At 60.0% G+C, this 24,079-nt stretch carries 23 protein-coding genes; 10 read left to right on the plus strand and 13 right to left on the minus strand.

The window, feature by feature from the left end:
* Positions 1-41 precede the first annotated feature (41 nt).
* Genes EJA71_RS18090 through EJA71_RS18100 form a run of 3 tightly spaced genes read right to left on the minus strand, consistent with a single transcriptional unit; the run spans position 42 to position 3,262 of the window.
* Positions 42-620: a hypothetical protein gene (locus EJA71_RS18090; RefSeq protein WP_158958988.1), complete on the minus strand. Its 579-nt coding sequence runs from the start codon at positions 618-620 to the stop codon at positions 42-44.
* Position 621: 1 nt separating this feature from the next.
* Positions 622-2,784 carry a xanthine dehydrogenase family protein molybdopterin-binding subunit gene (locus EJA71_RS18095; RefSeq protein WP_158958990.1) on the minus strand — a complete coding sequence of 721 codons (2,163 nt, stop codon included), beginning with the start codon at positions 2,782-2,784 and terminating at the stop codon, positions 622-624.
* 22 nt (positions 2,785-2,806) lie between these two features.
* The gene (locus EJA71_RS18100; RefSeq protein ID WP_003224136.1) at positions 2,807-3,262 is read right to left on the minus strand and encodes a (2Fe-2S)-binding protein; all 456 of its coding nucleotides are present in this window, start codon (positions 3,260-3,262) and stop codon (positions 2,807-2,809) included.
* Between the two features lie 265 nt (positions 3,263-3,527).
* On the opposite strand from EJA71_RS18100, the gene EJA71_RS18105 reads away from it, so the two are divergent.
* The gene (locus EJA71_RS18105; RefSeq protein ID WP_158958992.1) at positions 3,528-4,358 is read left to right on the plus strand and encodes an alpha/beta fold hydrolase; all 831 of its coding nucleotides are present in this window, start codon (positions 3,528-3,530) and stop codon (positions 4,356-4,358) included.
* A gap of 158 nt (positions 4,359-4,516) precedes the next feature.
* Here the strand turns inward: EJA71_RS18105 and EJA71_RS18110 are convergent, their stop codons facing one another.
* A complete protein-coding gene (locus EJA71_RS18110; RefSeq protein ID WP_158958994.1) occupies positions 4,517-4,909 on the minus strand; it encodes a GFA family protein in 393 nt (130 codons plus the stop codon).
* Positions 4,910-5,054: 145 nt separating this feature from the next.
* Here EJA71_RS18110 and EJA71_RS18115 point away from each other — a divergent pair, with 145 nt between their 5' ends.
* Positions 5,055-5,723 (plus strand): bifunctional 2-polyprenyl-6-hydroxyphenol methylase/3-demethylubiquinol 3-O-methyltransferase UbiG, encoded by a 669-nt coding sequence (locus tag EJA71_RS18115; RefSeq protein WP_158958996.1) that lies wholly within the window; start codon positions 5,055-5,057, stop codon positions 5,721-5,723.
* 33 nt (positions 5,724-5,756) lie between these two features.
* Here EJA71_RS18115 and EJA71_RS18120 read toward each other — a convergent pair whose 3' ends face one another.
* A complete protein-coding gene (locus EJA71_RS18120) occupies positions 5,757-6,008 on the minus strand; it encodes a transmembrane sensor/regulator PpyR (RefSeq protein ID WP_158958998.1) in 252 nt (83 codons plus the stop codon).
* 257 nt (positions 6,009-6,265) lie between these two features.
* On the opposite strand from EJA71_RS18120, the gene EJA71_RS18125 reads away from it, so the two are divergent.
* From EJA71_RS18125 to EJA71_RS18140, 4 genes are all read left to right on the plus strand, one after another.
* A complete protein-coding gene (locus EJA71_RS18125; RefSeq protein ID WP_158959000.1) occupies positions 6,266-6,769 on the plus strand; it encodes a VOC family protein in 504 nt (167 codons plus the stop codon).
* A gap of 35 nt (positions 6,770-6,804) precedes the next feature.
* Positions 6,805-7,638: an AraC family transcriptional regulator gene (locus EJA71_RS18130; protein WP_158959002.1), complete on the plus strand. Its 834-nt coding sequence runs from the start codon at positions 6,805-6,807 to the stop codon at positions 7,636-7,638.
* Between the two features lie 228 nt (positions 7,639-7,866).
* Positions 7,867-10,248: a hypothetical protein gene (locus EJA71_RS18135; RefSeq protein ID WP_158959004.1), complete on the plus strand. Its 2,382-nt coding sequence runs from the start codon at positions 7,867-7,869 to the stop codon at positions 10,246-10,248.
* Between the two features lie 85 nt (positions 10,249-10,333).
* Positions 10,334-11,548: a hypothetical protein gene (locus EJA71_RS18140; protein ID WP_158959006.1), complete on the plus strand. Its 1,215-nt coding sequence runs from the start codon at positions 10,334-10,336 to the stop codon at positions 11,546-11,548.
* Between the two features lie 55 nt (positions 11,549-11,603).
* Here EJA71_RS18140 and EJA71_RS18145 read toward each other — a convergent pair whose 3' ends face one another.
* The 3 genes from EJA71_RS18145 to EJA71_RS18155 all read right to left on the minus strand — a co-directional run bounded on the left by EJA71_RS18145 (position 11,604) and on the right by EJA71_RS18155 (position 15,274).
* Positions 11,604-12,191 (minus strand): LysE family translocator, encoded by a 588-nt coding sequence (locus EJA71_RS18145; protein WP_158959008.1) that lies wholly within the window; start codon positions 12,189-12,191, stop codon positions 11,604-11,606.
* A 237-nt stretch (positions 12,192-12,428) separates the two neighbouring features.
* Positions 12,429-14,666, minus strand: coding sequence for an ATP-binding protein (locus EJA71_RS18150; RefSeq protein ID WP_158959010.1), 2,238 nt, complete (start codon positions 14,664-14,666; stop codon positions 12,429-12,431).
* The gene (locus EJA71_RS18155) at positions 14,663-15,274 is read right to left on the minus strand and encodes a biliverdin-producing heme oxygenase (RefSeq protein WP_158959012.1); all 612 of its coding nucleotides are present in this window, start codon (positions 15,272-15,274) and stop codon (positions 14,663-14,665) included. Before EJA71_RS18155 ends, EJA71_RS18150 begins: the two co-directional genes overlap by 4 nt.
* 254 nt (positions 15,275-15,528) lie before the next feature.
* On the opposite strand from EJA71_RS18155, the gene EJA71_RS18160 reads away from it, so the two are divergent.
* Entirely contained in the window at positions 15,529-16,149 is a 621-nt protein-coding gene (locus tag EJA71_RS18160) for a LysE family translocator (protein ID WP_158959014.1), read from the plus strand.
* Positions 16,150-16,152: 3 nt separating this feature from the next.
* Here the strand turns inward: EJA71_RS18160 and EJA71_RS18165 are convergent, their stop codons facing one another.
* Entirely contained in the window at positions 16,153-16,566 is a 414-nt protein-coding gene (locus EJA71_RS18165) for a VOC family protein (RefSeq protein ID WP_158959016.1), read from the minus strand.
* 109 nt (positions 16,567-16,675) lie between these two features.
* Here EJA71_RS18165 and EJA71_RS18170 point away from each other — a divergent pair, with 109 nt between their 5' ends.
* The 3 genes from EJA71_RS18170 to EJA71_RS18180 are packed head-to-tail and all read left to right on the plus strand — an operon-like array spanning position 16,676 to position 19,201.
* Positions 16,676-17,758 (plus strand): bifunctional transcriptional activator/DNA repair enzyme AdaA, encoded by a 1,083-nt coding sequence (locus EJA71_RS18170; protein ID WP_158959018.1) that lies wholly within the window; start codon positions 16,676-16,678, stop codon positions 17,756-17,758.
* A 32-nt stretch (positions 17,759-17,790) separates the two neighbouring features.
* Complete coding sequence (locus EJA71_RS18175) at positions 17,791-18,588, plus strand: isocitrate lyase/phosphoenolpyruvate mutase family protein (protein WP_158959020.1); 798 nt, start codon at positions 17,791-17,793, stop codon at positions 18,586-18,588.
* A 1-nt stretch (position 18,589) separates the two neighbouring features.
* The gene (locus EJA71_RS18180; RefSeq protein ID WP_158959022.1) at positions 18,590-19,201 is read left to right on the plus strand and encodes a DNA-3-methyladenine glycosylase; all 612 of its coding nucleotides are present in this window, start codon (positions 18,590-18,592) and stop codon (positions 19,199-19,201) included.
* A gap of 18 nt (positions 19,202-19,219) precedes the next feature.
* Here the strand turns inward: EJA71_RS18180 and EJA71_RS18185 are convergent, their stop codons facing one another.
* The 4 genes from EJA71_RS18185 to EJA71_RS18200 form a co-directional block, all read right to left on the minus strand.
* Positions 19,220-20,587: a hypothetical protein gene (locus EJA71_RS18185; protein ID WP_158959024.1), complete on the minus strand. Its 1,368-nt coding sequence runs from the start codon at positions 20,585-20,587 to the stop codon at positions 19,220-19,222.
* Positions 20,588-20,713: 126 nt separating this feature from the next.
* Positions 20,714-21,811, minus strand: a complete 1,098-nt coding sequence (locus tag EJA71_RS18190) for an extracellular solute-binding protein (RefSeq protein WP_158959026.1) — start codon at positions 21,809-21,811, stop codon at positions 20,714-20,716.
* 2 nt (positions 21,812-21,813) lie between these two features.
* Entirely contained in the window at positions 21,814-22,929 is a 1,116-nt protein-coding gene (gene aguA / locus EJA71_RS18195; protein WP_158959028.1) for an agmatine deiminase, read from the minus strand.
* A 99-nt stretch (positions 22,930-23,028) separates the two neighbouring features.
* On the minus strand, positions 23,029-23,913 hold the full coding sequence (locus EJA71_RS18200; protein ID WP_158959030.1) for a LysR substrate-binding domain-containing protein: 885 nt from the start codon (positions 23,911-23,913) through the stop codon (positions 23,029-23,031).
* Positions 23,914-24,079 lie beyond the last annotated feature (166 nt).

The following is a 24,079-nucleotide window of genomic DNA, read 5'->3' on the forward strand; positions in this document are numbered from 1 at the left end:
CAATGCACTTGAGCGTAGCGCAATCAGCGAGGCTTCACCCATCAGATCCCCGTCACCGGACACGGCCCGCCGGCATCGGCCCAGAGTTTGAATTGCGCGACAAAAATATCGTGCGGCACCGGCACGGGCGCGCGCCCTGCCCCGGGATTCCAGCCCCAGAGCACCAGTTTGTCCTCGCTGACATGCTTGATCAGCGCCGCAAAGTCGCGGTCGCCGTTGCTCGAGCGATCCTTGATCATCGCGCAGAGTTTGTCTGGCGGCAGGCCGATCCAGGCCATTTTGTGTGCCGCCGGTGGCAGGCTCCAGTGCGGCGCACCCGGCGGTGCATGCGGGCCGTAACTGGCAGGCGGATTGTTTTCTGCGTGACAGGTTGCGCAGGGCAAACCGGCCGCGCCCTTGCCGTCCATGCCGCGCACCACGTTCATCGCATGGGGAATGCCGGCATCGAACTGCAACGGCGAATCACCGGGAATGTGGCAATTCTGGCAGCGCGGGCTCTGGAACACTTTCTGCACCGTGCCGAAGGCTTTCAGGGCCTCTTGATCATCGGCAAACAAGTCCGAGGCATAACCGCCCAAGCCCAGCAAAATGACCGTGCCCAATACTAGATGTCGTTTCATCTCACACCCCCGACAGTTGCAGCGGCAACTCGCGCAAGCGTTGCCCGGTCAGGGCGAACACCGCGTTGGCCACCGCTGGCGCAGTCGGCGGCACACCGGCCTCGCCGATGCCGCCGGGTTTGTCAGTGCTGGGCACGATGTGCACTTCCACCACCGGCATCTCGTTGAGCCGCAGCACCTGATAATCGTGATAGTTGGACTGCACCACAGCGCCGTCCTTCAGGGTCAGTTTGCTGTGCAGCGCCATGCCGAGGCCGAAGGTGATGCACGACTCCATCTGCGCGGCGATGCTCTGCGGGTTCACTGCAATCCCGCAGTCCACCGCGCAAACGACGCGATGTACGCGGATCGCCAGATTGTCCTGCGACACCTCGGCGACCTGCGCCACATAGCTGCCGAACGATTCGTGCACTGCCACACCGAGGGCATGGCCGTCCGGCAACGGCGCTTTCCAGTTGGCTTTCTCCACCGCCAGATTAAGCACGCCCAAATGCCGAGGATGATCCTTGAGCAAGGTTCGTCGGTACTCGACCGGATCCTTGCCCGCCGCCGTGGCCATTTCATCGATCAGCGATTCCATGACAAACCCGGTGTGGCTGTGGCCCACCGAGCGCAACCACAGCACATTGATCCCGGTCTGCGGCGAATGCAGATCGACCTGATGATGGGCCAGACCTTTGACATAAGGACTGTCGGCAACGCCTTCGACCGAGGTCGGGTCGATGCCGTTCTTGACCATCATCGCCTCCATCAACGTGCCGGTCATGATCGATTGGCCGACCAATACGTGTTGCCAACTCGATGGCAGGCCGTCGGCCCCAAGGCCGATTTTCGCTTGATGCAGGAACATCGAACGGTAATAACCGCCGCGAATATCGTCCTCACGCGACCACACGGTTTTCACTGGCATCGCGGCGGCTTTCGCCACTTGCACCGCTTCGGCAACGAAGTCCGAGGTCGGGTTGGCGCGGCGCCCAAACCCGCCGCCGAGGAATTCGGTGTGGATTTCCACCTGCTCCGGTTTCAGCCCGGTGATCTTGCCGGCGACCATTTGATCGAGGGTCTGAAACTGCGTGCCGGTCCAGATCTCGCATTTTTCGGCGCTGATCTTCACCGTGCAATTGAGCGGTTCCATCGGCGCATGGGCCAGATACGGCACGCTGTACTCGACGTCGATTTTCTTCGCCGCTTTGCCGAAGCTGCCCTTGGCATCCCCGGCCTGACTGGCTGACGTGCCTTGCGTGGTGGCCAGTTTGCGGAAACTCTCCAGCAATTTTGTGCTGCTCATATCCGCATTCGGGCCCAGATCCCAATCGACTTTCAGTGCATCGCGGCCCAGTTTTGCTGCCCAATAATGGTCGGCAATCACCGCGACGCCGCTCGGCACTTGCACCACTTTGTGCACGCCCGGCACGGCCAAGGCTTCGGCGCCTTCGAAGGATTTCACGCTGGCGCCAAATACCGGTGGGCGAGCGACCATCGCGGTCATCAGGCCTTCAAACTGCACGTCCATGCCGAACTTGGCGCGACCGGTGATTTTCTCCGGCGTGTCGAGACGCTTGGTTGGTTTGCCAATGACTCTCCAGTCCTTGGCCTCCTTGAAGGTGATCGACTTCGGATCCGGCACCGGCAGTTGCCCGGCGGCGTCGGCCAGTTCGCCGTAAGTGGCGCGTTTATCACCGGCAATCACCACGCCCGCTTCGGTGCGAATCGCCGATGGTGCGACTTCGAAGCGCTTTGCCGCCGCTTCCACCAACATCTGCCGCGCCGTCGCGCCGGCCAGCCGATAGCGGTCGAACTCCATCCAGGTCGACGTTGAACCGCCGGTAATTTGCATGCCGCCAAACCCCGGCATGCCGTAATCCGCCGCCGACGCGGGCGAATGTTCAACGCGGATCTTCGACCAATCGGCGTCCAGCTCTTCAGCAATCAACATGGTCAGGCCGGTCCAGATGCCCTGACCCATTTCCGAATGGCCGAGCAACACAGTGACGCTGTTGTCCGCAGCAATGCGCAAGAACGCATTGGGCGCAAAGACCTTGCCTTCATTCTCGGCCGCATAGGCAAACTTGTGCCCGCCGGGGACGACAAACGCCACCACCAGGCCGCCGCCCAACATGGCGCTGCCCTTGAGAAAACCGCGACGCGATACAGGACTGTTCATCGACTATCTCCCACAGATTGAATCAGCCGATTTCCGATGCGCGCTTCACGGCTGCGCGGATCCGGGGATAGGTGCCGCAGCGGCAGATGTTGCCGGAGAGCGCCTGATCGATATCGCTGTCGGTGGGTTTGGGGATTTTCGCCAGCAACGCGGCGGCCGACATGATCTGCCCCGACTGGCAGTAACCGCACTGCACCACATCGAGTTCGGCCCAGGCTTGCTGCACCGGGTGCGAACCGTCCGTGGACAGGCCTTCGATGGTAAGGATTTTCTGCCCGTGGGCCACGGCGGTCGCGGGGGTGATGCAGGCGCGCAACGGCGCGCCGTCAACGTGCACGGTGCAGGCCCCGCACTGGGCCATGCCACAGCCGAATTTGGTCCCGGTCAGGTGCGCGACATCGCGCAGGACCCAGAGCAACGGCATGTCCGCGGGGACATCGAGCTCCTGATCCTTGCCATTGATATTCAAGGTCAGCATCGGGGGATTTCCTCAGACTCACGGTGTTCTGAAGGGGCGTCGCTACGGCCATCAATGCCTGTGCGCGCCTCGGCTTATCCCTTTCAGCAAAGCCTAATTTGCGTTTGAAGCCAGACGTTGCGACCACCGGTCATGCAGATGTCGGCTTTGCTCCTACAGTTGATAACGGCTCGCACTGAGCCAGCGCAGCAGAAATCCATCCTGAGCAAAACCGGTCCGCGCTTACCGCGCGGGTTATCCATCACATTGGTCTGGAGTCGCGAACATGGGATTTGTCACCACCAAAGACGGCGTCGAAATCTTCTACAAGGATTGGGGCCCGAAAGACGCGCCGGTGATCCACTTCCACCACGGCTGGCCGCTCAGCTCGGATGATTGGGATGCGCAGATGCTGTTCTTCCTCGGCGAAGGCTTTCGGGTAATTGCCCATGATCGCCGTGGGCATGGACGCTCGAGTCAGGTCTGGGATGGCCACGATATGGACCATTACGCCGACGATACGCTGGCCGTGGTTAATCATCTGGGTTTGAAGAACGTTGTGCATGTTGGTCACTCGACCGGTGGCGGCGAGGTGATTCATTACATCGCCCGGCATGGCCAAGACAACGTCGCCAAAGGCGTGCTGATCAGCGCGGTGCCGCCGCTGATGGTGCAGACCGAGAGCAATCCCGGTGGACTGCCGAAATCGGTGTTCGATGATTTTCAGGCGCAATTGGCGGCGAATCGCGCGCAGTTTTATCGGGATATTCCCACAGGGCCTTTTTATGGCTACAACCGGCCGGGGGCGACGCCTTCAGAGGGGATCATCGCGAACTGGTGGCGTCAGGGCATGATTGGCGGGGCCAAGGCGCATTACGACGGGATCGTCGCGTTCTCGCAGACGGATTTCACCGAGGACTTGAAAAAGGTCACCGTGCCGGTGCTGGTGATGCACGGCGAGGATGACCAGATTGTGCCGTATGCGAACTCGGGGCCGTTGTCGGCGAAATTGCTGCCCAATGGCACGCTGAAGTCCTATCCGGGATTCCCGCACGGGATGCCGACGACAGAGGCACCCACCATCAACGCTGATCTTCTGGCCTTTATTCGCGGCTAAAATTTGCAGGCATTGTGTACTTCCCATTGTGGGAGCCAGCCCTGCTGGCTCCCACAGGTTGCGTGGCATGCCGGCAATCCAGAACACGCCTAAAATCCCTGTGGGAGCTGGCTTGCCAGCGATGACGGTAGGTCAGTCGATGAAGATGTGGACTGCAATTACTCTTCAGTTCGCCCGGTGCTTTCGCGGTCGCGCTCGTAGTGGTGAGCCAGTGGCAGCGCCGGTAGCCATGATTCACGGCGTAGGGTCCAGAGTTCGTAGGTGGGTTTGAACTGGTCCGGCTTATCGAGCGAGCCGATGTTGACCTCAACTTCGTCCGCGGAACGCGTGAACAGCGGTGAGCCGCAACGGGGGCAGAAGAATCGGCCGTTGTAGTCGCGGGTTTCGCCCGTGACCTTCAGCGCGCCCTCGGGGAATATCGCCGAGGCATGGAACAGCGCGCCGTGGCGTTTGCGGCAGTCGAGGCAGTGACAGATGCCGACGCGGTAAGGCTGGCCCGTCACTTCGAAACGGACATCGCCGCACAGGCAGCCGCCGATGAATGGATCCATGTCGCACCTCCTCTACTGATTTTTTCCAGAAGCATCCCGGGAAATATTAGGGCAACACGCCAACGTGAACGTGCGCTGCGAATCGACAGATGGCGATCCGGCTTTCGGCGTCCATACTGATTTTTTCACACACCGGGACCTTGTCATGCCCTCCCCCGAATCCGCCCTGCTGCAGAGCTGGCAGCACAACGCCGACGCCTGGATCGAAGCCATCCGCAGCGGCGCCATTGAAAGCCGCCAGCAGGTCACCGATCAGGCGATGCTGCTGGCAATCATGGGCCGTCAGCCCGAGCGCGTGCTCGATCTAGGATGCGGTGAAGGCTGGTTGTTGCGGGCGCTGGCGGATCGCGGGATCGATGCAGTGGGTGTTGACGGTGATGCGACGCTGGTCGACGCGGCGCGGATGGCCGGGGCTGCACAGGTGCACGTCGCCCCTTATACCGAGCTGGTGGAGGCGGCGGTCGATATCGGCCGTGACTTCAATCTGATCTGCGCCAACTTCTCGCTGCTGCATCAGGACATCATCCCGCTGCTGGCGGCGATGAACGCGCTGCTGGCTCCCGATGGGGCGCTGGTGATCCAGACCCTGCATCCTTGGGCGGTCGCGGCGGGGGATTATCAGGATGGCTGGCGGGAGGAAAATTTTGCTGGTTTCAAAGGGGCATGGCAGCCGATGCCGTGGTACTTCCGCACCCTGTCGAGCTGGTTCAATGCGCTCGACATGGCGGGTTTGAGGCTGGTCGGCCTGCAAGAGCCGCAGCACCCGCAGAGCCAGGTGCCGCAATCCTTGTTGATGGTGGCAGAGCGCCGCTGAAATCTCGTAGACACCGCCGCCCCGACAAAAAAACTACAGTGTTTGCGCAACCAGCACTGGCCGGCGGATGCGGTACTGCGACAACAGCCGCATCACATACCCGATCTTGATCAGGGTCGGGCCGAGGATCGTCAGCGCATGCATCATCACCAGCAGCACAATCGGCATGGGGCCGTCGTAGAGATAGGCACCGTAGATGCCCACGAGCAACATGATCAGACCGGCCACGAGCACTTTGCTCGACAGCTGTAGAACGTTCAGCGGACTCTCGAAGAAAGCAAACATGTGGCGTACTCCTGAGCAGTTGATTTCGTACTGTTCACACTTCAGCTTTCGTGCCAATTAATCGCCCGAGCAAAACCAGACACTTGAGCGTATCGCAGTCAATTTGACCAAGCGCTAGAAGAGTCCTTATGACGCTCCAGGTTGTCACTATGACTATTTATTCCGAAAAATGATTTGTCGATCTACGGCACCGCCATTCGACCAAGGACTGTCTACGCTGTTAATCCAGCGTGTCTAACCTGCCGAGGATGACTGCCATGCAACGCTTTCAGAAACTCACACCGTGCCTGTGGTTCGATGATCAGGCCGAAGCCGCCGCGAAGTTCTATTGCTCGATCTTCGATCACGGGAAAATCACCGGCGTGACCCACTACAGCGAGGTCGGCCAGGAATTTCACGGCAAGCCGGAGGGTGCGGTGATGACCGTCAGTTTCGAACTCGACGGTCAGACGTTCACCGGGCTCAACGGCGGGCCGATGTTCAAGTTCAGCGAGGCGATTTCGTTTCAGGTCAATTGCCAGAATCAGGAAGAGGTCGACCATTTCTGGGGCAACTTGTCGGAGGGAGGCCCGCTGGAGGCGCAACAGTGCGGTTGGCTCAAGGACAAGTTCGGCGTGTCTTGGCAGATCGTGCCGGTGGCGTTCATGCACATGATGCAAGACCCGGACACCAGCAAATCGCAACGGGCGATGCAGGCGATGTTCAAGATGAAAAAGCTCGATATCGCCGAACTCGAGCGGGCCTTTGCCGGCCAGAGCTAATACACTGGCACGCTGGTCTGCCGGGAATAAAAACGATGAAACACGCCGCCGCCAAGAACCCTGAAAAAGCCCCGCGTTTCTGGCGCAACGACGCCCTGCCCTTTATCGAAGCGCGCGCCATCGACGACGGCCGCGAGGTCTGTTATGCCCGGCATTCCCATGCGCATTTTTCCATCGGCGCGATCACCGCCGGGCGCAGCACCTATGTGCACGAACAGGCGCAATTCGAAGTCGCGGCAGGCACCGTGGTGTTGATGAATCCGGGTGATGTGCATGCGTGCAACCCGATCAATGATCAACCGTGGTCGTATGTGATGTTGTACGTCGAGACGCCATGGCTGACGGATTTGCAGCATCAACTGGGCTTCGGCGAGGAGCTGGAGTTTCGGCGGTTTTCGGCCACGCATGTGGACGAGGCTAAGTTGTATGGCGACCTTCTGGGGCTGTATGAAATATTGGTCGACGAACATCAGGATGTACTGCGTAAACAAAGCGCGGCGGTAGAGTTTTTCAGCGACCTGCAATTGCGTCTGCACCCTGCGCGGAAATCGCTGCGCGAGCCAAACTTCAAACTCGAGCGCGCCGCTGCTTACATTCGCCAACACTGCACCGAAATATTGAGCCTGGACGACATTTGCGCCGCTGCACAACTATCGCCGTCTTACCTGATTCGCGCGTTCAAACAACATTACGGCATGACGCCGCATGCATTTTTTATCAATCAACGTATTCAGTTCGCTCGAGAATGTTTACGCAATGGACAGCTGATTGCCGAGGTTGCACTTGAAGCAGGTTTTGCCGATCAGGCGCACTTTCAACGAGCGTTCAAACAACATTTCGCGGCAACACCTGGGCAGTATCGCGGTTGACTGACTGTTTAAATCAACTTCAAACATCATCGGACACAAAGTCTCGACACTCACTCCGCCAAATAAACACACGGCCGCCCCGGCATATAAACAACAACACCAACAAACAGAAACACATACATTTCACACTTCTTCCTGAGTCCGATTAAGTTGTGCCGCACGCGCCGCCAGACAAGCGATGTCGTGCTGAATAACTGCCATCCACTTTCAAGGAATGAAGCCTTCAATATGAATACACCCTCCGACCAATACCGTTCCGCTGACCACTTGCAAAAACAATACATCAAAGAAGCCATCACCGGCCTTCTCAATGGCAGCCTCAGGAAAGACCTTGGACTCGACTGGGACAAAGTCGCAGTAAAGTGTGTCAATGCTTCCAGCCTCGGGCAACTTCAGCGTTCTGCAAAGATCCTGCTGGGCCAATTGATGCGGGAAGAGGCGGTGATTAAAATTCGTCAGTCACGCGGCATTCCCGAAACGGCGGTTTTTCTGCTCGATGAAAATGGCCGGCTGTTCTATTCCTATGAAAACTTCGTGACCGAAACACAAGAGCCCGCCGAACCTCTTACTATTGATATCGATGCTGATCTCGCGGAAGAAACTCCGCTAAAAACATTCACCACGGTATTCTTTTCGCCCCGAGACATCTCTGCTGACCTGGTAAATGTTACGGATTACCAAGAGCAACTGGACTCGTTGGCAAGTATGGCCAGACTCTCTGGCGGTTGGATCATCACGGGCGATAACATTACCGTCGGCCAGTGGCTGCGTTTCAATGATCTGCCGCAAGCCGATAACGACGATGATGCGCACACGCTGATCGACTTGCTTAATTATGGGGAACTGCCGGAGCCTCCCAAGTACGGCAACTACTGGCAGTTACTTACAACACCCGAAGGGTCACCTTTCGAGTTGACCGACGCGATTCGCAGCACGATTCGGCAGACAACCACAGCTCTGCTAGGCGACGGCCTGTTGGTTAACGAATTGGGGGTTGGCTTGATCATTGAGAGCGGCTCCCCGGATGGCTTACCCCAAAGCCAGGGCTACCGCGTGCAGCGCCTGATTGAGCAAGGCGTTGGTTATGCGCAGACCTTTCTCGATGACCTGGACGGATTGATTGATGAATCGAGCCCCGCCTCGCCAGAAATCATTGAGCAATTAATGGTAGCGGCGATGCTGCTTGATCTCGATAAGGATTGCGACAGCGCCAATACCTCGTTTGCCGGATTTGATCTGTATTCATCGCACTTTTTACGCAAACGCCCCGCTTATCTGCGTGAACGCCTGGAGCTGTATCTGATCGACCGCTCAGGAGTAAACCGCGTCCTCGCTCCGCTGGTCGCCGAACTGGTGCTGGCCGGGATGGCGCCGGAATACCTGTTCGCCGACTGGCCAGAGGACTTGCTTCTGGGTACGCCGGCGTGGGTGGTCGCCACCCAGGCCGTGCACTTCGCCGAAGCACTGATCCCCGGCGTCACACGCCAAATGTCCTATCAGCACCTGATGGGGTTCAGTCAATCCACGCGAGCGTCCGAGCAACTGGCAGCGATGCACTATACCAATGGCTGCGACGCTGTCGTCACATGGGCCTTGATGAACAGCCTGATTGAGCATGAGGCTGACGGCAGCCTCAGCGAAGCGGCAGTCATGCAAGCAATCCAGCAACATGAAAGTTATACCCAATTAGCACTCGACGCTGTTACGAAACTGGCTAAATCGGCGCCTGATCGCAAGGCAATGGCGCTTGCCGAACTGGTCAAACAGGTACCTGATTTAGACCCCTATACGAAGCTTTTTTCATACTTCGACTCAAGCGGCCGCTCGCTCCTCGACAATTATATGGACCGGACCCTTTACAGCGGGGAGTGGTATGCGCGTGGCGCAAAAAACATATACGACGAGTTCCCACAACTGTTGACTCTGCCGAACATATCGGATGTTTATGAACAAGCCGTCACTCAGTACCACGATGGGATAACCCAAGCGCTGGAGAACAATATCGTCCAGGCGCTTTCGCAAATGCACCGCGAGGACGCTGTGCTTTTGGAGCACGGCAAGCTGGGTATCTATCGCGTAAAGAAAGCGCGGATGCTTTATTCGGTTGACGGCAGCAAACTCATAAAAATTCCCGTCCCGGCAAGCGGCGAAGGTGGTCGCTTCGGTTTTATTCTGTGTGCAGCCACTGGCTTGAAGGTTCGCTGTTATGAACTGTTTCCACTGCGCATTGAATGCACGCGCAACCCGCAACTGGAGTCGCACTTTGCATCGTTGGTATCAGGAACGTCCCTGGCGTTCGCCGCTGACGGCGCCTGGGAGGGTGCGCCGCTCGACGTGATGGCATTCTTGCAAAACAATGCGCGCGAACAAGATAAGTACGACGATATTCATGTGGAAAAAATGGCCGAGTTCGAACCTCAGGGGCACGAGAAGATTGCCGGCTATCCCAACCGCTACTTCCGATCACCGCGCAAAGAAGCCATCAGCCGATTGCTCGCCACTGAATGTCCTTACCTCACCCGTGCAGAAGTGAAAGAAATCGGACTTAACCGCTCCGAACGCGAAGCACACTGGGCCAAGTACGACGCGATTCTGGACACCCATTCTTAATCTGGTCATTCCATTCAAGGGATGCATCCAGGCGTTGACCTCGGGCGATCAAGCCAGACGCCAGAGCGCTGTGGGTGGCTGTCTCGTGGATGTCGCTGTCATCGCACTGACCGCTGTGTTCTTGCCCGGGAAGATTGCCGCCAGTGTCAGTAAATCCGTCCATGTATTTACGCGTCTGTTAACCGGTTCAAGGGTCGTGGCTTCGACCGTGCTCAGTTTGTTCAATCCACTCAGTGGCGCAGGCAACTTACTCAAGGGCGCTGGCAAACTGGTCTGGCGAGGCAGCGGTAAACTCGGCGGTATTGCGGCTTCGGCGACCCGTGCGGCCAGACAGCAACTACGCGTCATCACTGGCTCCAATAGTTACGATTTGATCAAAGCCATCAACCATACCGGCGAGGCTTCGAAGATTCGTATGTCGCTGGATACATTGGCCCATGCCAGGGCGGTGTTCAAGGATGACAGCCTCACCACGGTGCAGCAGATTGTGTCGCGCCTGAGCGAAAAAAAGTTTGTCTTGCCCAAGGGCGTCAGCGAGTTGGAAATCGGCCACCTGTACAACGGCGCAGTCAAACAAAGCGCCTTTGAACTGCAGCATGTTAAGGAACTGGAACAGTTGATCGGTCGCGGTGCACTGGATGAATTGCTCACTACTTACATCAAGTCCAAACCCGCACGCCTGCGCGACGGACGTTTTACCACCACGGCGCAGGATTACTCCGAGACGCTCGATGTGGTCGCCAAGATAGAAACGACAAAAGTCGCCTACTTGAAAGGCTATCAGCAGAACGTCCTGAAACAGGACCTCGGAAAGGCGCCTTACACCGATCTGCTACCGGAAGCAGTATTCAACCCGAAAGGCTTCGCTGATAACGCGCAGCGCGCCGGCGCCTGGATGCTGAATGGATCGACCTCCAGCGGCAACGACTTCGACAAGATTGTCGGCCTGCTTCGCGAATACGCGGGCAACAAGACATCACTCCTTGACCCGGCTGTCATCAAGCAGGTGAATAGCCGCCTGGTTCCCGATCTCGCGGGTGTTGTTCGCGAGGCGGGGGCACCCACCAAATACGGGAGCAGCATCACCGGTTTCGCTCTGATGGAGCAACACTTGAAAAAGCTCGACGTCGCCCATCCGAACTTCGACAAACACCTGCTGGCAACCATCGTCGGATTTCAGGGATTCGGTGACGGTAACGGTCGTACGGCCAGCGCGCTGTTCGCGATCAGCCAACTGCGCAAGGGACGTTTCGAGCCTGTACCCAAGCATGTCTTCAACTTGTTGAGCGGCATGGCTTGACGCTCATTGCTCGAGAGGATCCGTACCCTGCCACGGGGTACGGATCTTTCGCCATTCAGGCCAGCACCAAATACCCAGCACTCGCCGCCAACAACCCCGCCATCAGCCGATTGAACGCACGCATGCCCTTGGCGTTGCTCAGATAACCGCGCAAAAACGTCCCGGCATAGACCCAGCAGCCCACCGACAAATAACAAATCACCAGATACACCGCCGCGAACTGCCAGACCAACAGCGCCTCGCCGTCGGCGACGAAGGCGCCCATCCCGGCCACACAGGCCAGCCAGGCTTTGGGGTTGAGCCATTGCATCAGCGCGCCGTACCACATCGACGGCGCCCGCCCCGACTCCCCGGCATTCAACTGCCCGTCATCCGTCGCGAGCTTCCAGGCCATGAACAGCAGAAACGCCACCCCGGCCAGTTGCACCACGCGGGCCATGAATGGCCAGCGCGTCAGGACTTCATGCAACCCCAGCCCCATCAACACCAGCAACAGCACAAACCCCAGCGTGGCCCCGGCGACATGCCGCTGACTCGCGCGAAAACCGTACTGCGCACCCGCACTCAACGCCACGATATTCACCGGCCCCGGGGTAATCGAAGCCGCCAAGGCAAACGCCGCCATCGAAACAATCAGACTCATCACACACCCGCTTCAAATCGAGGAACAAGGCGCACACGGTAACCAGTGCCGATTCAACGGTATTGAAGAAAATGCCCCTTAAAGAAATCTGCTGCTCACACTTTCCGCCAGCGCCACGAACTCTTGTGGGAGCTGGCTTGCCAGCGATGGCGGCGGCTCAGCCAACATCGATGTTGCTGGGGCCGGCCTCATCGCTGGCAAGCCAGCTCCCACAGGTTTTCGGTGTTGGCTGAATCATCAGTCGAGCCGTGGCACAGTGAAGCGGAACTCGCTGCCCTGCCCCGGTTCGCTTTCGGCGACGATCCGCCCGCCGTGGGCTTCGACGATGCCTTGAGTAATGTACAAACCCAACCCAGAGCCGGTCGGATTGCCTTCCTTCACCGTCCAGTAACGGTCGAACACATGGGGCAGGTTTTCCTTGGGAATGCCTTCACCGCTGTCGCGCACGGTGAAGACGATGTCATCGCCGACCGACTTAGCGTGCACCCCAACGGTGCCCAGGCGCGGGGTGAACTTGATCGCATTACCGACCAGATTCGACAGCACCTGAAACAGCCGTTCAGGATCGGCATGGATGCGCAGGTCGGGGTCGGCCTCGAAGGAAATGCTGATGTCCTTGTCCAGCGCCAGCGGTGCGAGCAGTGCTTGCGCTTCCTCAAACATCTGGCTGACATCGAGTTTCTGCGGAGTGATGGTGTAGCGTCCGGCATCGATTTTCGAAGTGTCGAGCAAGTCTTCCAGCAGCGTGTTCATGCGCCCTGCCGCTTGCTGCATGGTGTCGATGGCCGTGGAGATCCGCCGCGAGGTGTGCGGGCCATCCGAGCTGAAGGCCTTCTGCATCATGCCGCACAGCATCGAAATGACTGTCATCGGGTTGCGCAAGTCGTGGGAAACCACCGCCACCAACTCGTCACGAGCGCGCACCGCTTCCTGCTCACGCCGCACCTGGCGCGCCAGATCATTTTCCAGCGCCGAGCGGCGCAGATCGTTGGCCGCGAACAGGTCGCCGTGACTCCACTTGGTGGAGATCCCGGCCATTTCGACTTTCCAGATTTCGAACGACGTGCGCGGACGCAACCGCAGGCCGGCGTCGGAGTTTTCCAGGTCCAGCGGTTTGCGCGGGTCGCCGCTCCAGTTGATGTTCTCTTTGACCTCGGGGCGGAACCACAGCACGCCGTTCTCCACCGGTTTGGGCAGGCTCATGGCGAGCACGCCGCTGGCGACTTGCTGAAAATCAGCGGCCGGCGGATAGACACTGGCCAGATGATGACTGGCGAACACCGCCTCGCCGCTGTCCTGCAACCATTTGTGCAGCGCACGAATCTGTTCCGGTTCGGGACAGTTGCCAAAGCGGTGCAACTGTTTGTCTTCGATGATCGCGATGCCACCGGCACGGGTCAGCGCCATCAGCACTTCGGGTTGTCCGGCGAGGCCGTCGAAGACGTTTTGCGGCGAATCGATCATCGCCTGATTGAGCAGCGCCAGCGCGTCGACTTTTTCCTCACGCTGGCGGCTCAGTTCCAGCGCTTCCATCGCGCTGATCTGCAACGACAACACCTGGCCGATGGTCTGGCAGGCCATGCGCAACTCATGCGGCACGTGCAGCGGCTGACGATTGCCGCAACTGATCAGGCCCCAGAGTTTGTCGCCCTTGAGCAACGAGATGCTCATTGATGACAGCACGCCCATGTTCTTCATGTACTGGCAGTGGATCGGCGATACGCTGCGCAGAGTGGCGAAACTCAGGTCCAGCGGCGTTTGCGTATCCGGGCGCAACTTCGGCACCAGCGGCACCGGTTGGTAATCGGCATTGGGGATGATCCGCAGCCAATTGGTGCGGTACAGCTCGCGGGCCTGTTCGGGAATGTCCGAGGCCGGGAAGAACAGGCCGTTGAACACTTCCATCGACGGGTCGGAGGCCTCGGCGATGACTTGGCCGTGACCCTCGTCTTCGAAACGGTAGATCAGCACCCGGTCGTAACCGGTCATCGCCTGGATTTCCTTGACGCTGATGTCGTACAGCGACTGCAGCGTAGTGGCCGCTTGCAGGCGCTGGAGCATGCGCCCCAGATGGGTCTGATTGCCGGCAACGTTGCGCGGCTGGAAGTTTTCGACGTGGATTTCCAGCTCGAGAATCAGCACGCCCTGATGACGGTGCAGCAAGCCTTCGAACGCGGTGCCGTTGACGCGAAACAGCAGCGGCGCCGTGTCGGACAGCGTCGGCAGTTGCAGCGCTTGATGGACCTGCGCCGTATGTTCCGCGCCGATCAGCGCCTGCAAGGGCTGGCCAATCAAGCTGTCCGGGGCACGGCCAAGTAAGGTGTCGACGTTGGCGCTGACCTGAATGATCTCCAGCGCCGGTTCGCTCAGGGTCAATAGCAAACCGTGGGGCTGGATCGCGCCGGGGAAGCGGATCGGCTCGTCGGCACAGTTGGCCAGCAGTTCTTCAAAGGCTTGTTTGTCTTGCGGAGTCATGCCAGTACCTCCCGGCTTTCGAGCCAGCGCTCGAAACAACTGAATGTGGTTTGAGCTGCGGTGACGACGGCCGCACGTTCGGCGGCGTCCAGCGGGCGGCTGCCCAGGTATTCGATGAAATCGCGCCAGCGGCGGCCGGTGGCGGCACCGTAGACGTCGAGAAACGCGGCGCCGTTGTCGGCGTCCAGCGCCAGGCGAGAAGCGATTTCGCGGCGCAGGATCTGCCCGCCGAGGGTCGCGCCCTCGAGGACATAGAGCACACCGAGGCTGGCGGCGGCGCTGTCGATTTCGGGCAATTGCGTACAGATGGGCAGACATTGCAGTGCTGCGCCCGACGTGCCAAGGGCTTGCAGGTCGAGGCACAACGTGGCGGTTTTCAGGCGCGGCGTCAGATCAAAATCGGCGGGAAGCGGGCTGTCGAGCAGCGCCTGTTCCAGCGGCCGATAGAAACCGTAATAGGCCTGCATCAGGCGCTCAAAGGCACACGCGTCAAGGGTATCGGAAAAAAATGGAAGGCGTTTTTCCAGTGCGATGTGCAGTTCGGCAGTGCCGGCTCGCAGATCTTGCAGCACCGGTGGCACATAAACTTCACGGGCCTTTGCTTGCATGTAAATCGCTCTTGGTGGGGCCGCCTGGGGCCAGTCGGGGTCGGTAGTACCGGGACAAATTTATCACGGCAAGCATCGCTACTGACCGGGCAGTTAGCTTTTTCTGCCCACTGACAGCTTCTGAGTGGCGTGATATCAAAAAAGTTCTACGCGAATTGACCGCCGCTGTACCGCGACAGCGGCCCCTGACTGTACGGGTCAAACCGCCGGGTTGTCGTGGTAAAAATACGCTCTGTGCTTTTGGAGCCCGCACCATGGATCTCGCTGCCCTGTCGATATTTCTCCCGGCCTGCTTCGCCCTGAACATGGCCCCCGGCCCGAATAACCTGCTGTCGGTGAGCAACGCCACCCGCTATGGCTTTCAACGCGCCTGTGCCGCCGGCATCGGGCGGATTCTGGCGTTTGCCGGGATGATTGCGCTGGCCGGCGCCGGTTTGTCGGTGGTGTTGCAGACCTCGGAATGGCTGTTCCATGCGATCAAGATCATCGGCGCGGCGTATTTGCTGTACCTGGCGTGGCAGTTGTGGCGCGCCGATACGGCCGCCGAGCAACAGGTGAACGGCGCAGCGGTCGGTTTGTTTGCCTTGGCGCGGCAGGAGTTTCTGGTCGCGGCGGGCAACCCGAAAGCCATTCTGTTGTTCACCGCGTTTCTACCGCAATTCGTCGATCCGGCACGCCCGGTGCCGGCCCAGTTCGCCGTGCTCGGCACGCTGTTCCTGCTGCTGGAATGGATCGCCATCAGCGCCTACGCCTGGATGGGCCTGCACATGCGCCGCTGGTTCGCCGAGCCGCGCGGCAAACGGATCTTCAACCGCTGCTGCGCGGGGCTGTTATCGGCAGCGGCGTCGGTGCTGTTGTTGGCCAAGCGGGCGTAAGCACTACGCAGCGCTCGGGCCTTTGAGTTCGACCTGATTGCCGTCCGGGTCGAAGCAGTACAGCGACAGGCCGTTGCCCTCGGCGCCGAAACGGGTCGCGGCTTTGTCGACGTTCAGGCCGAAGCTTTGCAGGTGCTGGATCAGCGCGTCTTCGTCGAACGGTTCGATGCGCAGGCAAAAGTGATCGACGTTGCGCCGCTCGACCCCGGCTGCGCCGCCGCCCTTGCGCCCGAGTTCGCCTTGCAGGTCGACCAGATCGATCATCGAGGTACCGGCGCGCAGGTGCACCAGACCCAGCGGTTCGTTGTGCTTGACCACCTCGGCGCCGAACACCTGGCCGTAGAATTCGATGCTGCGTTGCAGGTCTTTGACGCGCAGGACTATGTGATCGATGTGTTGAACGGTGAACGGTTGCATGGGCTTGCCTCCCAGAATTCAGCGACCTGTTGATTGTGCTGCAAATCGGCAAAAATTCACTGTCGATTTTTCGGTGGAGCCATCGAAAATCTGGTTTTAACCTCACGCCATGAACATACAAACCGTTGTCCTGCCCCCACACGCCGAGATGGTGCGCGCCATGCTCGAACGCGACACCGCCTACGAAGGCGTGTTCTTCACGGCGGTGAAAACCACCGGGATCTTCTGCCGCCCCAGTTGCACGGCGCGCAAGCCGAAACCGGAAAACGTCGAATTCTTCGCCCATGCCGATGAGTGCCTGTCCGCCGGTTATCGCGCCTGCCTGCGCTGCAAACCGCTGGACGCTGCGGCCATCGCCCCGGACTGGGTGCAGCGCCTGCTCAACGCCGTGGACGCCGATCCCGACGTGCGCTGGAGCGATGCGCAGTTGCTCGCTGAAGGCATCGAACCACTGAAACTGCGCCGCTGGTTCAAACAGCATTTCGGCATGACCTTCCATGCCTGGCTGCGCACCCGGCGCCTCGGCATGGCGCTGGGCGGGATCAAGCAAGGCACGTCGATCGATCACGCCGCGTTCGATTCCGGCTATGAATCCCTCAGTGGTTTTCGCGATGCCTTTCAGAAGTCATTCCACATCACTCCGGGCCGTGCTGCGCAGAGTGAACCGCTGCTGTTCACCCGTTTGACCACCCCGCTGGGGCCGATGATTGCCATGGCTGAATGCCGGGGCCTGGTGCTGCTGGAGTTTCTCGACCGACCGGCGTTGACCCGCGAGGTCGAAGAACTGCAAAACCGCCACGGCTATGTGGTCGCGCCGGGACACAACGCGCATCTGCAACAGATCGAACAGCAACTGACGGCGTACTTCGCCGGCACACTCAGCGAATTTACTGTGCCGTTGCACCTGCCCGGCAGCGAGTTCGCCCGGCAGGTCTGGTCGGCGCTGCTACAAATTCCCTACGGCCACACCAGCACCTACGGCGCGCTCGCGGCAGCTCTGGGGAAACCGGGCGCCAGTCGCGCGGTAGGACTGGCCAACGGGCACAACCGTCTGGCGATTGTGGTGCCGTGTCATCGGGTGATCGGCGCCGATGGCTCGCTGACCGGCTATGGTGGTGGACAGCCGCGCAAAGCGTTTCTGCTGCGATTGGAAAAGGCCGCCGTGCAGCTCACGCAGTCACTGGCTTTCTGATTCAGGCGATCAATCCACAAGAAGGAATTTTGATGAGCACGCTCGATTCTCGGTTTCACCAGTTGCATCAACAAGGCTTGTTGATTTTGACCAACGTTGCCGACGCCACGGGCGCGCGGCTGGTCGAACACCTCGGCGGTGCCGCCGTCGCCACGAGCAGCGCGGCAGTGGCATGGGCCCACGGTTACCCCGACGGCAACACCCTGCCCCTCGAACGGTTGATTTCCACCGTGGAATCCATCGCCCGGGTGATCAGCGTGCCGTTGACCGTGGACATTGAGGCCGGCTATTCCGATGACCTTGGCCGCGTCGCCGAAGTGCTGGATGCAGTAATTGCCGCCGGTGCTGTAGGGATCAACATCGAGGACGGTTCGGCGGATCCCGAGTTGCTGGCACGCAAGATCGAAGTGGCTCGAAACATCGCCAGCAAACGCGAGGTGAAACTGTTCATCAACGCCCGCACCGACGTTTATCTGCGCGGGCTGGTGCCCGCCGAAGATCGCGTCGCCGAAACCCTGCACCGCGCTGCGCTGTATCAAGCCGCTGGCACGGATGGTTTGTTCGCGGCGGGCGTGACCTCCGCTTACGAAATCGAAGCCATCTGCAAAGGCACTTCGCTGCCGGTCAATGTCCTCGGCTTCGACTGCCTGCCGTCACCCGCTGAATTGCAGGCGCTGGGCGTGCGTCGCCTGAGCGCCGGTTCCGCTATCGCCGAGTTCCTGTATGGCGCGATGGGTGGGCTGGTGAAGAGTTTTCTCGCTACCGGCAAACTCGATACCCACGACCTCAAGGCGTTCAGCTATGGCGACGTCAACGGTTTGTTGAAATAGCATGTCCGCACGCTATCAAGCGGCCAGCGACTACCTGGCCGCACTCGATGACGACTGGCAGCGCCACATCAGCGCGGTCGGCCCGTGCCTGCACCAGCCCCACCCGGCCCGCGATCCTTACGAGTCGCTGGTGCGGGCGATTGCCTATCAACAACTGCACGCCAAGGCAGGCGATGCGATTGTCGGGCGGCTGGTCGGGTTGTTTCCCGGACAGTCGTTCCCCCGCCCCGAACAGATCCTCGCCAGCGATTTCGAGCGAATGCGCAGCTGCGGCTTTTCCGCCGGCAAGATCGCGACCCTCCAGGGCATTGCCCAAGCCACGCTGGACGGCGTGGTGCCGGACTACGCCACCGCGCTGGCCATGGACGACGAAGCGCTGATCGAGCGCCTGACCAGCCTGCGCGGGGTCGGCCGCTGGACGGTAGAGATGCTGCTGATCTACAGCCTCGAACGCATGGACATCCTGCCCGCCGACGACTTCGGTGTGCGCGAGGGCTATCGGCGCCTCAAACAGCTGGAGGTGCAGCCGACGCGCAAACAGATGATCGACATCGGCCTGGCGTGGCAGCCTTATCGAACCGTGGCAGCGTGGTATCTGTGGCGGATGCGTTGAGCGTCCCATCGGCCGGTTTCATGGAAACACCCAACCCATTTCTTTATCGGAATAGTCGTAATCCATGCGCAGTTCGGTGCCTGCCGGAATGTCCTCCGAGGCAAACAGCGCGGTCAATACATAGGACCGGGTAACCGGCGCCTCACCGATCAGCAATTGCGCCTCGACATTGAACGCCACTGTCTCGACGTTGTACCCCGACCGTGCCTGATGGACCGGTTTGCCTTTGGCGTCGTACTCGAAATTGGAGTTGATCCGCGACATCGCGTTATCCCCCACGATCACCAACGGATCGGCAATCAGTTGCCCCCCACCGAAGCGCATGGCCTCCCCCACGTACATGGTGAACGTCTGCTCTTCACGCCGGATGAGCCGCAACGGCATCACCGTTCCACCGTAGACCCCCAGTGGCTCGCCCTTGGTCAAGCGGCGGTTGGCCGCCACCATCAGCTGCCCGATCATCGCCCTTTCCTGCGGCACTTTGGCATCGACTTCACTGAAATGCCGTACTTCAATTTTGTCTTCGTAGAGCCTGCCGACTTCGTCATAGCCTTCGAACTTGATGTAGGGCTTGATTGCCGAGGCTTTGTAAATCTTCCCGGAGTAGGATTTGACCGTGGACTCGATCTTGCGGATGCGGATCGGCCGGCCCTGCATGTCGCGCAGCGGATACCGGCCATTGTTGGCGCGGTTGTAGGTTCCCAACTGATTGTCGCGGAACCGGTGACTCGATACTTGCCGCATGAACATCAGCTCATGGGGCGAATAAGGAATGAACGGCATCGATTCAGAGGCGAGAAAATACTCGTCATCCGAGTGATCCGACTCCATTTCCCGCTCCTTGGGATGGCGCGTGTCGGTGCCTTCTTCGGCTGCCGACCGATACACGTTGCTATCGGATTCTTCCAGCGGGCGCCACAGGTGGCTATCGGCAGTGCGTATCAGCACCGGGCCGGATGGCGTCGTTTCACTGGCCAGTCTGGCTCGCAACAAACCGGTCTCGGGATCCAGGCCTACCTGTACGAACCCGTCCTGCACCTGGGCGAACTGTCGCCCCTGAAACAGCCTGAATCCCTGCGCGTCGACATCCGGCAAATGGATACCGGCAGGTATGCGGTAATACCTCAGTGGTCGCGGTCTGGGCACGCTGGGCGCAGCCGGCACGGCGGCAACATCGCCCACTTCGACGGTTGGCGCGGCGACTTGAGGACGGGCGGTGTCCGGCAACCTGGGCGCACCTGCAAAACCAGTTGCAGGCAGCGCGGGAAGATCGACATGCACACGCGGCGGACTGTCAGGCCGCAGCGGCGGTGCGCCGCCCGGCTGCCTTGCTGGCGTACGTACATCGACAGTGCCGGAGCTTTTGCCTGGTGTTTTGTTACCCATGAATCATTCGTCCTTGAATGGAAAGTGAATCGGTCCCTGCGAAGGGAGACCCAGCGGCGGGAAAAATACCACCCGCCGGATCGTCCCGCGCAGAGCAACCAATTCAAAATACTTCCCGCCAGACCCTCACAGCCCCGACTTCAACCGACTGAAGGCCCGGATCAACGCGCGGTTGAATGCCTTGCCATTGTCGTTCTTGCTGTACAGCGAAGCTCGCACCTGCGCCGACGGATACGTCCCCGGATCATTGCGAATCGACGCGTCAACCAAGCCATCCGCCGCTGTGATCGCATTGGCGTAGTGAATGGTGTCGGTGATCGGCGCGATCACCTCGGGGGTCATCAGGTAATCCATCAATGCCAGACCGGCCTGCGGATGCGGTGCATCCTTGGGCACGACCATGGCGTCGAACCAGATCAACGTGCCTTCCTTGGGAATCCGGTAGCTCAATTTAAACGGTTTGTTGGCCGCTTCGGCCTGACCAGCGGCAATCGCCACGTTGCCGTTCCACGACATCGCCACGCAGGTATTGCCATTGGCGAGGTCACTGATATTCAGGTCGTTATCGAAGTAGCGGATATACGGGCGGATTTTCGCCAGTTGCTGCTCGGCGAGTTTCAGATCGTCGAGGTTCTGCCGGTTGATGTCCAGGCCCATGTACTTCATCACGGCGGCAAATACTTCGTTGGGATCGTTGAGTAGGCTCACGCCGCAATCGGCAAATTTCGACACCACCGCCGGGTCGAACAGCATCGCCCAACTGTCGCTGGGCGCATCCGGCAGGCGCTGCTTGATCGCTTCTTCCTGATAGCCCACTCCGGTGGTACCCCAGGCGTAGATGCCGGCGTAGCGATTGCCCGGATCGAACACCGCCATGTGCTGCCGGAACTCTTCGCCGCCACCGGCAAAGTGCGGCACCCGGGCTTTGTCCAGCGGCTGGACCGCGCCGCTTTCGATGGCTCGCGACAAATGCTGGCCGGCGGTCAGCACCAGGTCGTAACCGCTGCGGCCGGTGAGCAGTTTGGTCTCGACGGTTTCCAGTGAATCAAAGTGGTCGGCGACCACATGAATCCCGGTTTTCGCCTCGAAATTCTTCAAGGTATCCGGGGCCAGGTATTCGCCCCAGATGTACAGATTCACCACCGGTTTCGCGCTGTCAGCGGCCTGCACGCACAAGGGTGCAAGCACCAGCAACAACGCTTGGGTCAGTTTGTGCAGGCGCATGCTCAGGCTCCTTTTTTCAGGCCGGCGTATTGCGGCATGGTGATGCATGCGACGTTGCCGCCGCCGAGAAGGATTTCCCGGGAGTTTTCGATACCGACGATTTTGTGCTGCGGGAACAGTTCGGCCAGCGTCGCCATGGCGACCTTGTCGTTGCGATCACCGAACAGCGGCACGACGATCGAACTGTTGCCGGCGTAATAGTTGATGTACGAGGCGCAGATTTTCGTGCCGGCCTGACGGGTGTGGGTGCTGTCCTGCTGATCGAGGCCTTCGGCTTCTTCGGCGGTCCATTCGAGCACGTCCGGTTGCGGCAGTTTGTGCACGATCAGCTCGCGACCACGGCTGTCGCGGGTGCTGCGCAAAATGTCGTAGGCCTCCTGATAGATTTCCCACTGCGGATCGTCGCGATTGTCGGTCCATTGCAGCACCACCTCGCCGGGACGGACGAAACACGCGAGATCGTCGACGTGGCCGTCGGTTTCGTCGAACTTGCAGCCGCGTGGCAGCCAGATCACTTGATCGGCGCCGAGGTAATCGGTCAGGCGGCGGGTGACTTCGTCCTTGCCCAGATGCTGATTGCGGTTGCGATTGAGCAGGCATTGTTCGGTGGTGAGGATGCTGCCCTGGCCGTCGCTCTGAATGCCGCCGAGTTCGGCAATCAACGGTGCGCGATAGCGGTCGAAACGTTCGATTTCGAGGATCTTGCTGGCGATCTGATCGTCCTTGTCCCACGGGTAGTACAAGCCGCCGTCGAGGCCGCCGTAGGCATTGAATTCGAAGTCGACGCCGCGCACTTCACCGCTCTGGTCGTTGACCACAAAGCATGGGCCGCTGTCACGGAACCAGGTGTCGTTACAGGTCATTTCCACCACGCGCACTTGCGGCGGCAACTGGCGGCGGGCGGTGGCGAATTGTGCCGCCGAGGCGCAGACGGTGACCGGTTCACTGTAGGAAATGGCGGTGACGATCTGCACCCAGACTTTCTGCGCAGGCTTGGCGCCGTTGCGCCAAACGTCGGTGCGCTCCGGCCAGCCGAGCCAGCAGCCAGACTTGGTTTCGAATTCGCCGGGCAGACGGAAGCCGTCCTGTTTTGGGGTGGAGTCGAGCGAACGTGCCATGGTCAAACCTCGTCTTGGGGATGGGAATGACCACAGGCTACGGTCGGCGGCGGCAGGCCCGCCAACGATGATTATTGCGGAACAGTTGAATTCAACTCATCAATCGGCCAGTTGATCGTTGAACCATGCGAGCATTTGCGCCACCGCCGGGCGCTCCATGCGCACGCGTTCGCAGACCAGCGCGTATTGGCCGAGCGCGGTCATGCTGGAGGTGAATGGCCGCACCAGACGACCACTTTGCAAGTCTTCCTGTGCGGTGAGATTGTCGCCCATCGCCACGCCCTGCCCTTGCGCGGCGGCTTCCAGTGCGAGCCCGGCATGGGCGAAATACAACTGGCGCTCGGGGCGTTGATCGCCGGCATGGCTGGTCAGCCATGCGGTCCAGGTCTTGCCGTCCTGATCGTCGTGCAACAGGCAATGGCGGGCCAGATCCTTTGGGGTTTTCAGCGTGCCCTGGTTGAACAGGCCGGGGCTGCACACCGGGAAGAATTGCAGCGCCGGCAACGGCCGGACGAAATAGGCGCTGCTGTCGACCGGGCCGGTGCCGTAGGTGATGGCGAGGTCGATGTCCTCACCCGGCGCAGTCGCCTCGATCGGTTGTTCGTAGAGGTGCAGCGTGATGTGCGGGTAGCGCGCATAGAAATCGGTGAGGCGGCTCATCAGCCATTTCTGCGCCAGTTCGGCGGTCACGGCGAGCCTGAGCACGGCCAGCGAGGACGGATCACGCAGTTCGTCGCAGGCATCGCCGATCAGTTCGAAGGCCTGCTGCAGGCTTTGCATCAGGCGCCCGGCGGCGATGGTCGGACGGATTTGCCGGCCCTCGCGGATGAACAGCGCGACGCCGAGTTGCTCTTCGAGCTGGCGGATCTGGTGGCTGACGGCACTGTCGGTGACGCACAGTTCGGCGGCAGCACGGCCAAAATGCGCGTGACGGGCGGCGCATTCGAAGGTTCTGAGGGCGGCCAGTGAGGGTAATCGGCGCATGGGTTTTGATCCCTGTTTTTAGCCGGACATGCTGACCGCACGGGCGGTGGGCGTCCAGTGGCACCGCGTGATCGTTCATCGCTGGCAAGCCAGCTCCCACAAGGATTTGTGTCGTTCACAGATCTTGTAATCAACACCTGACCTTGGGGGAGTGAGGGTAATCGGC

It is taken from the genome of Pseudomonas sp. PB106 (assembly GCF_009764645.1).
In the GTDB taxonomy this organism is placed as follows: domain Bacteria; phylum Pseudomonadota; class Gammaproteobacteria; order Pseudomonadales; family Pseudomonadaceae; genus Aquipseudomonas.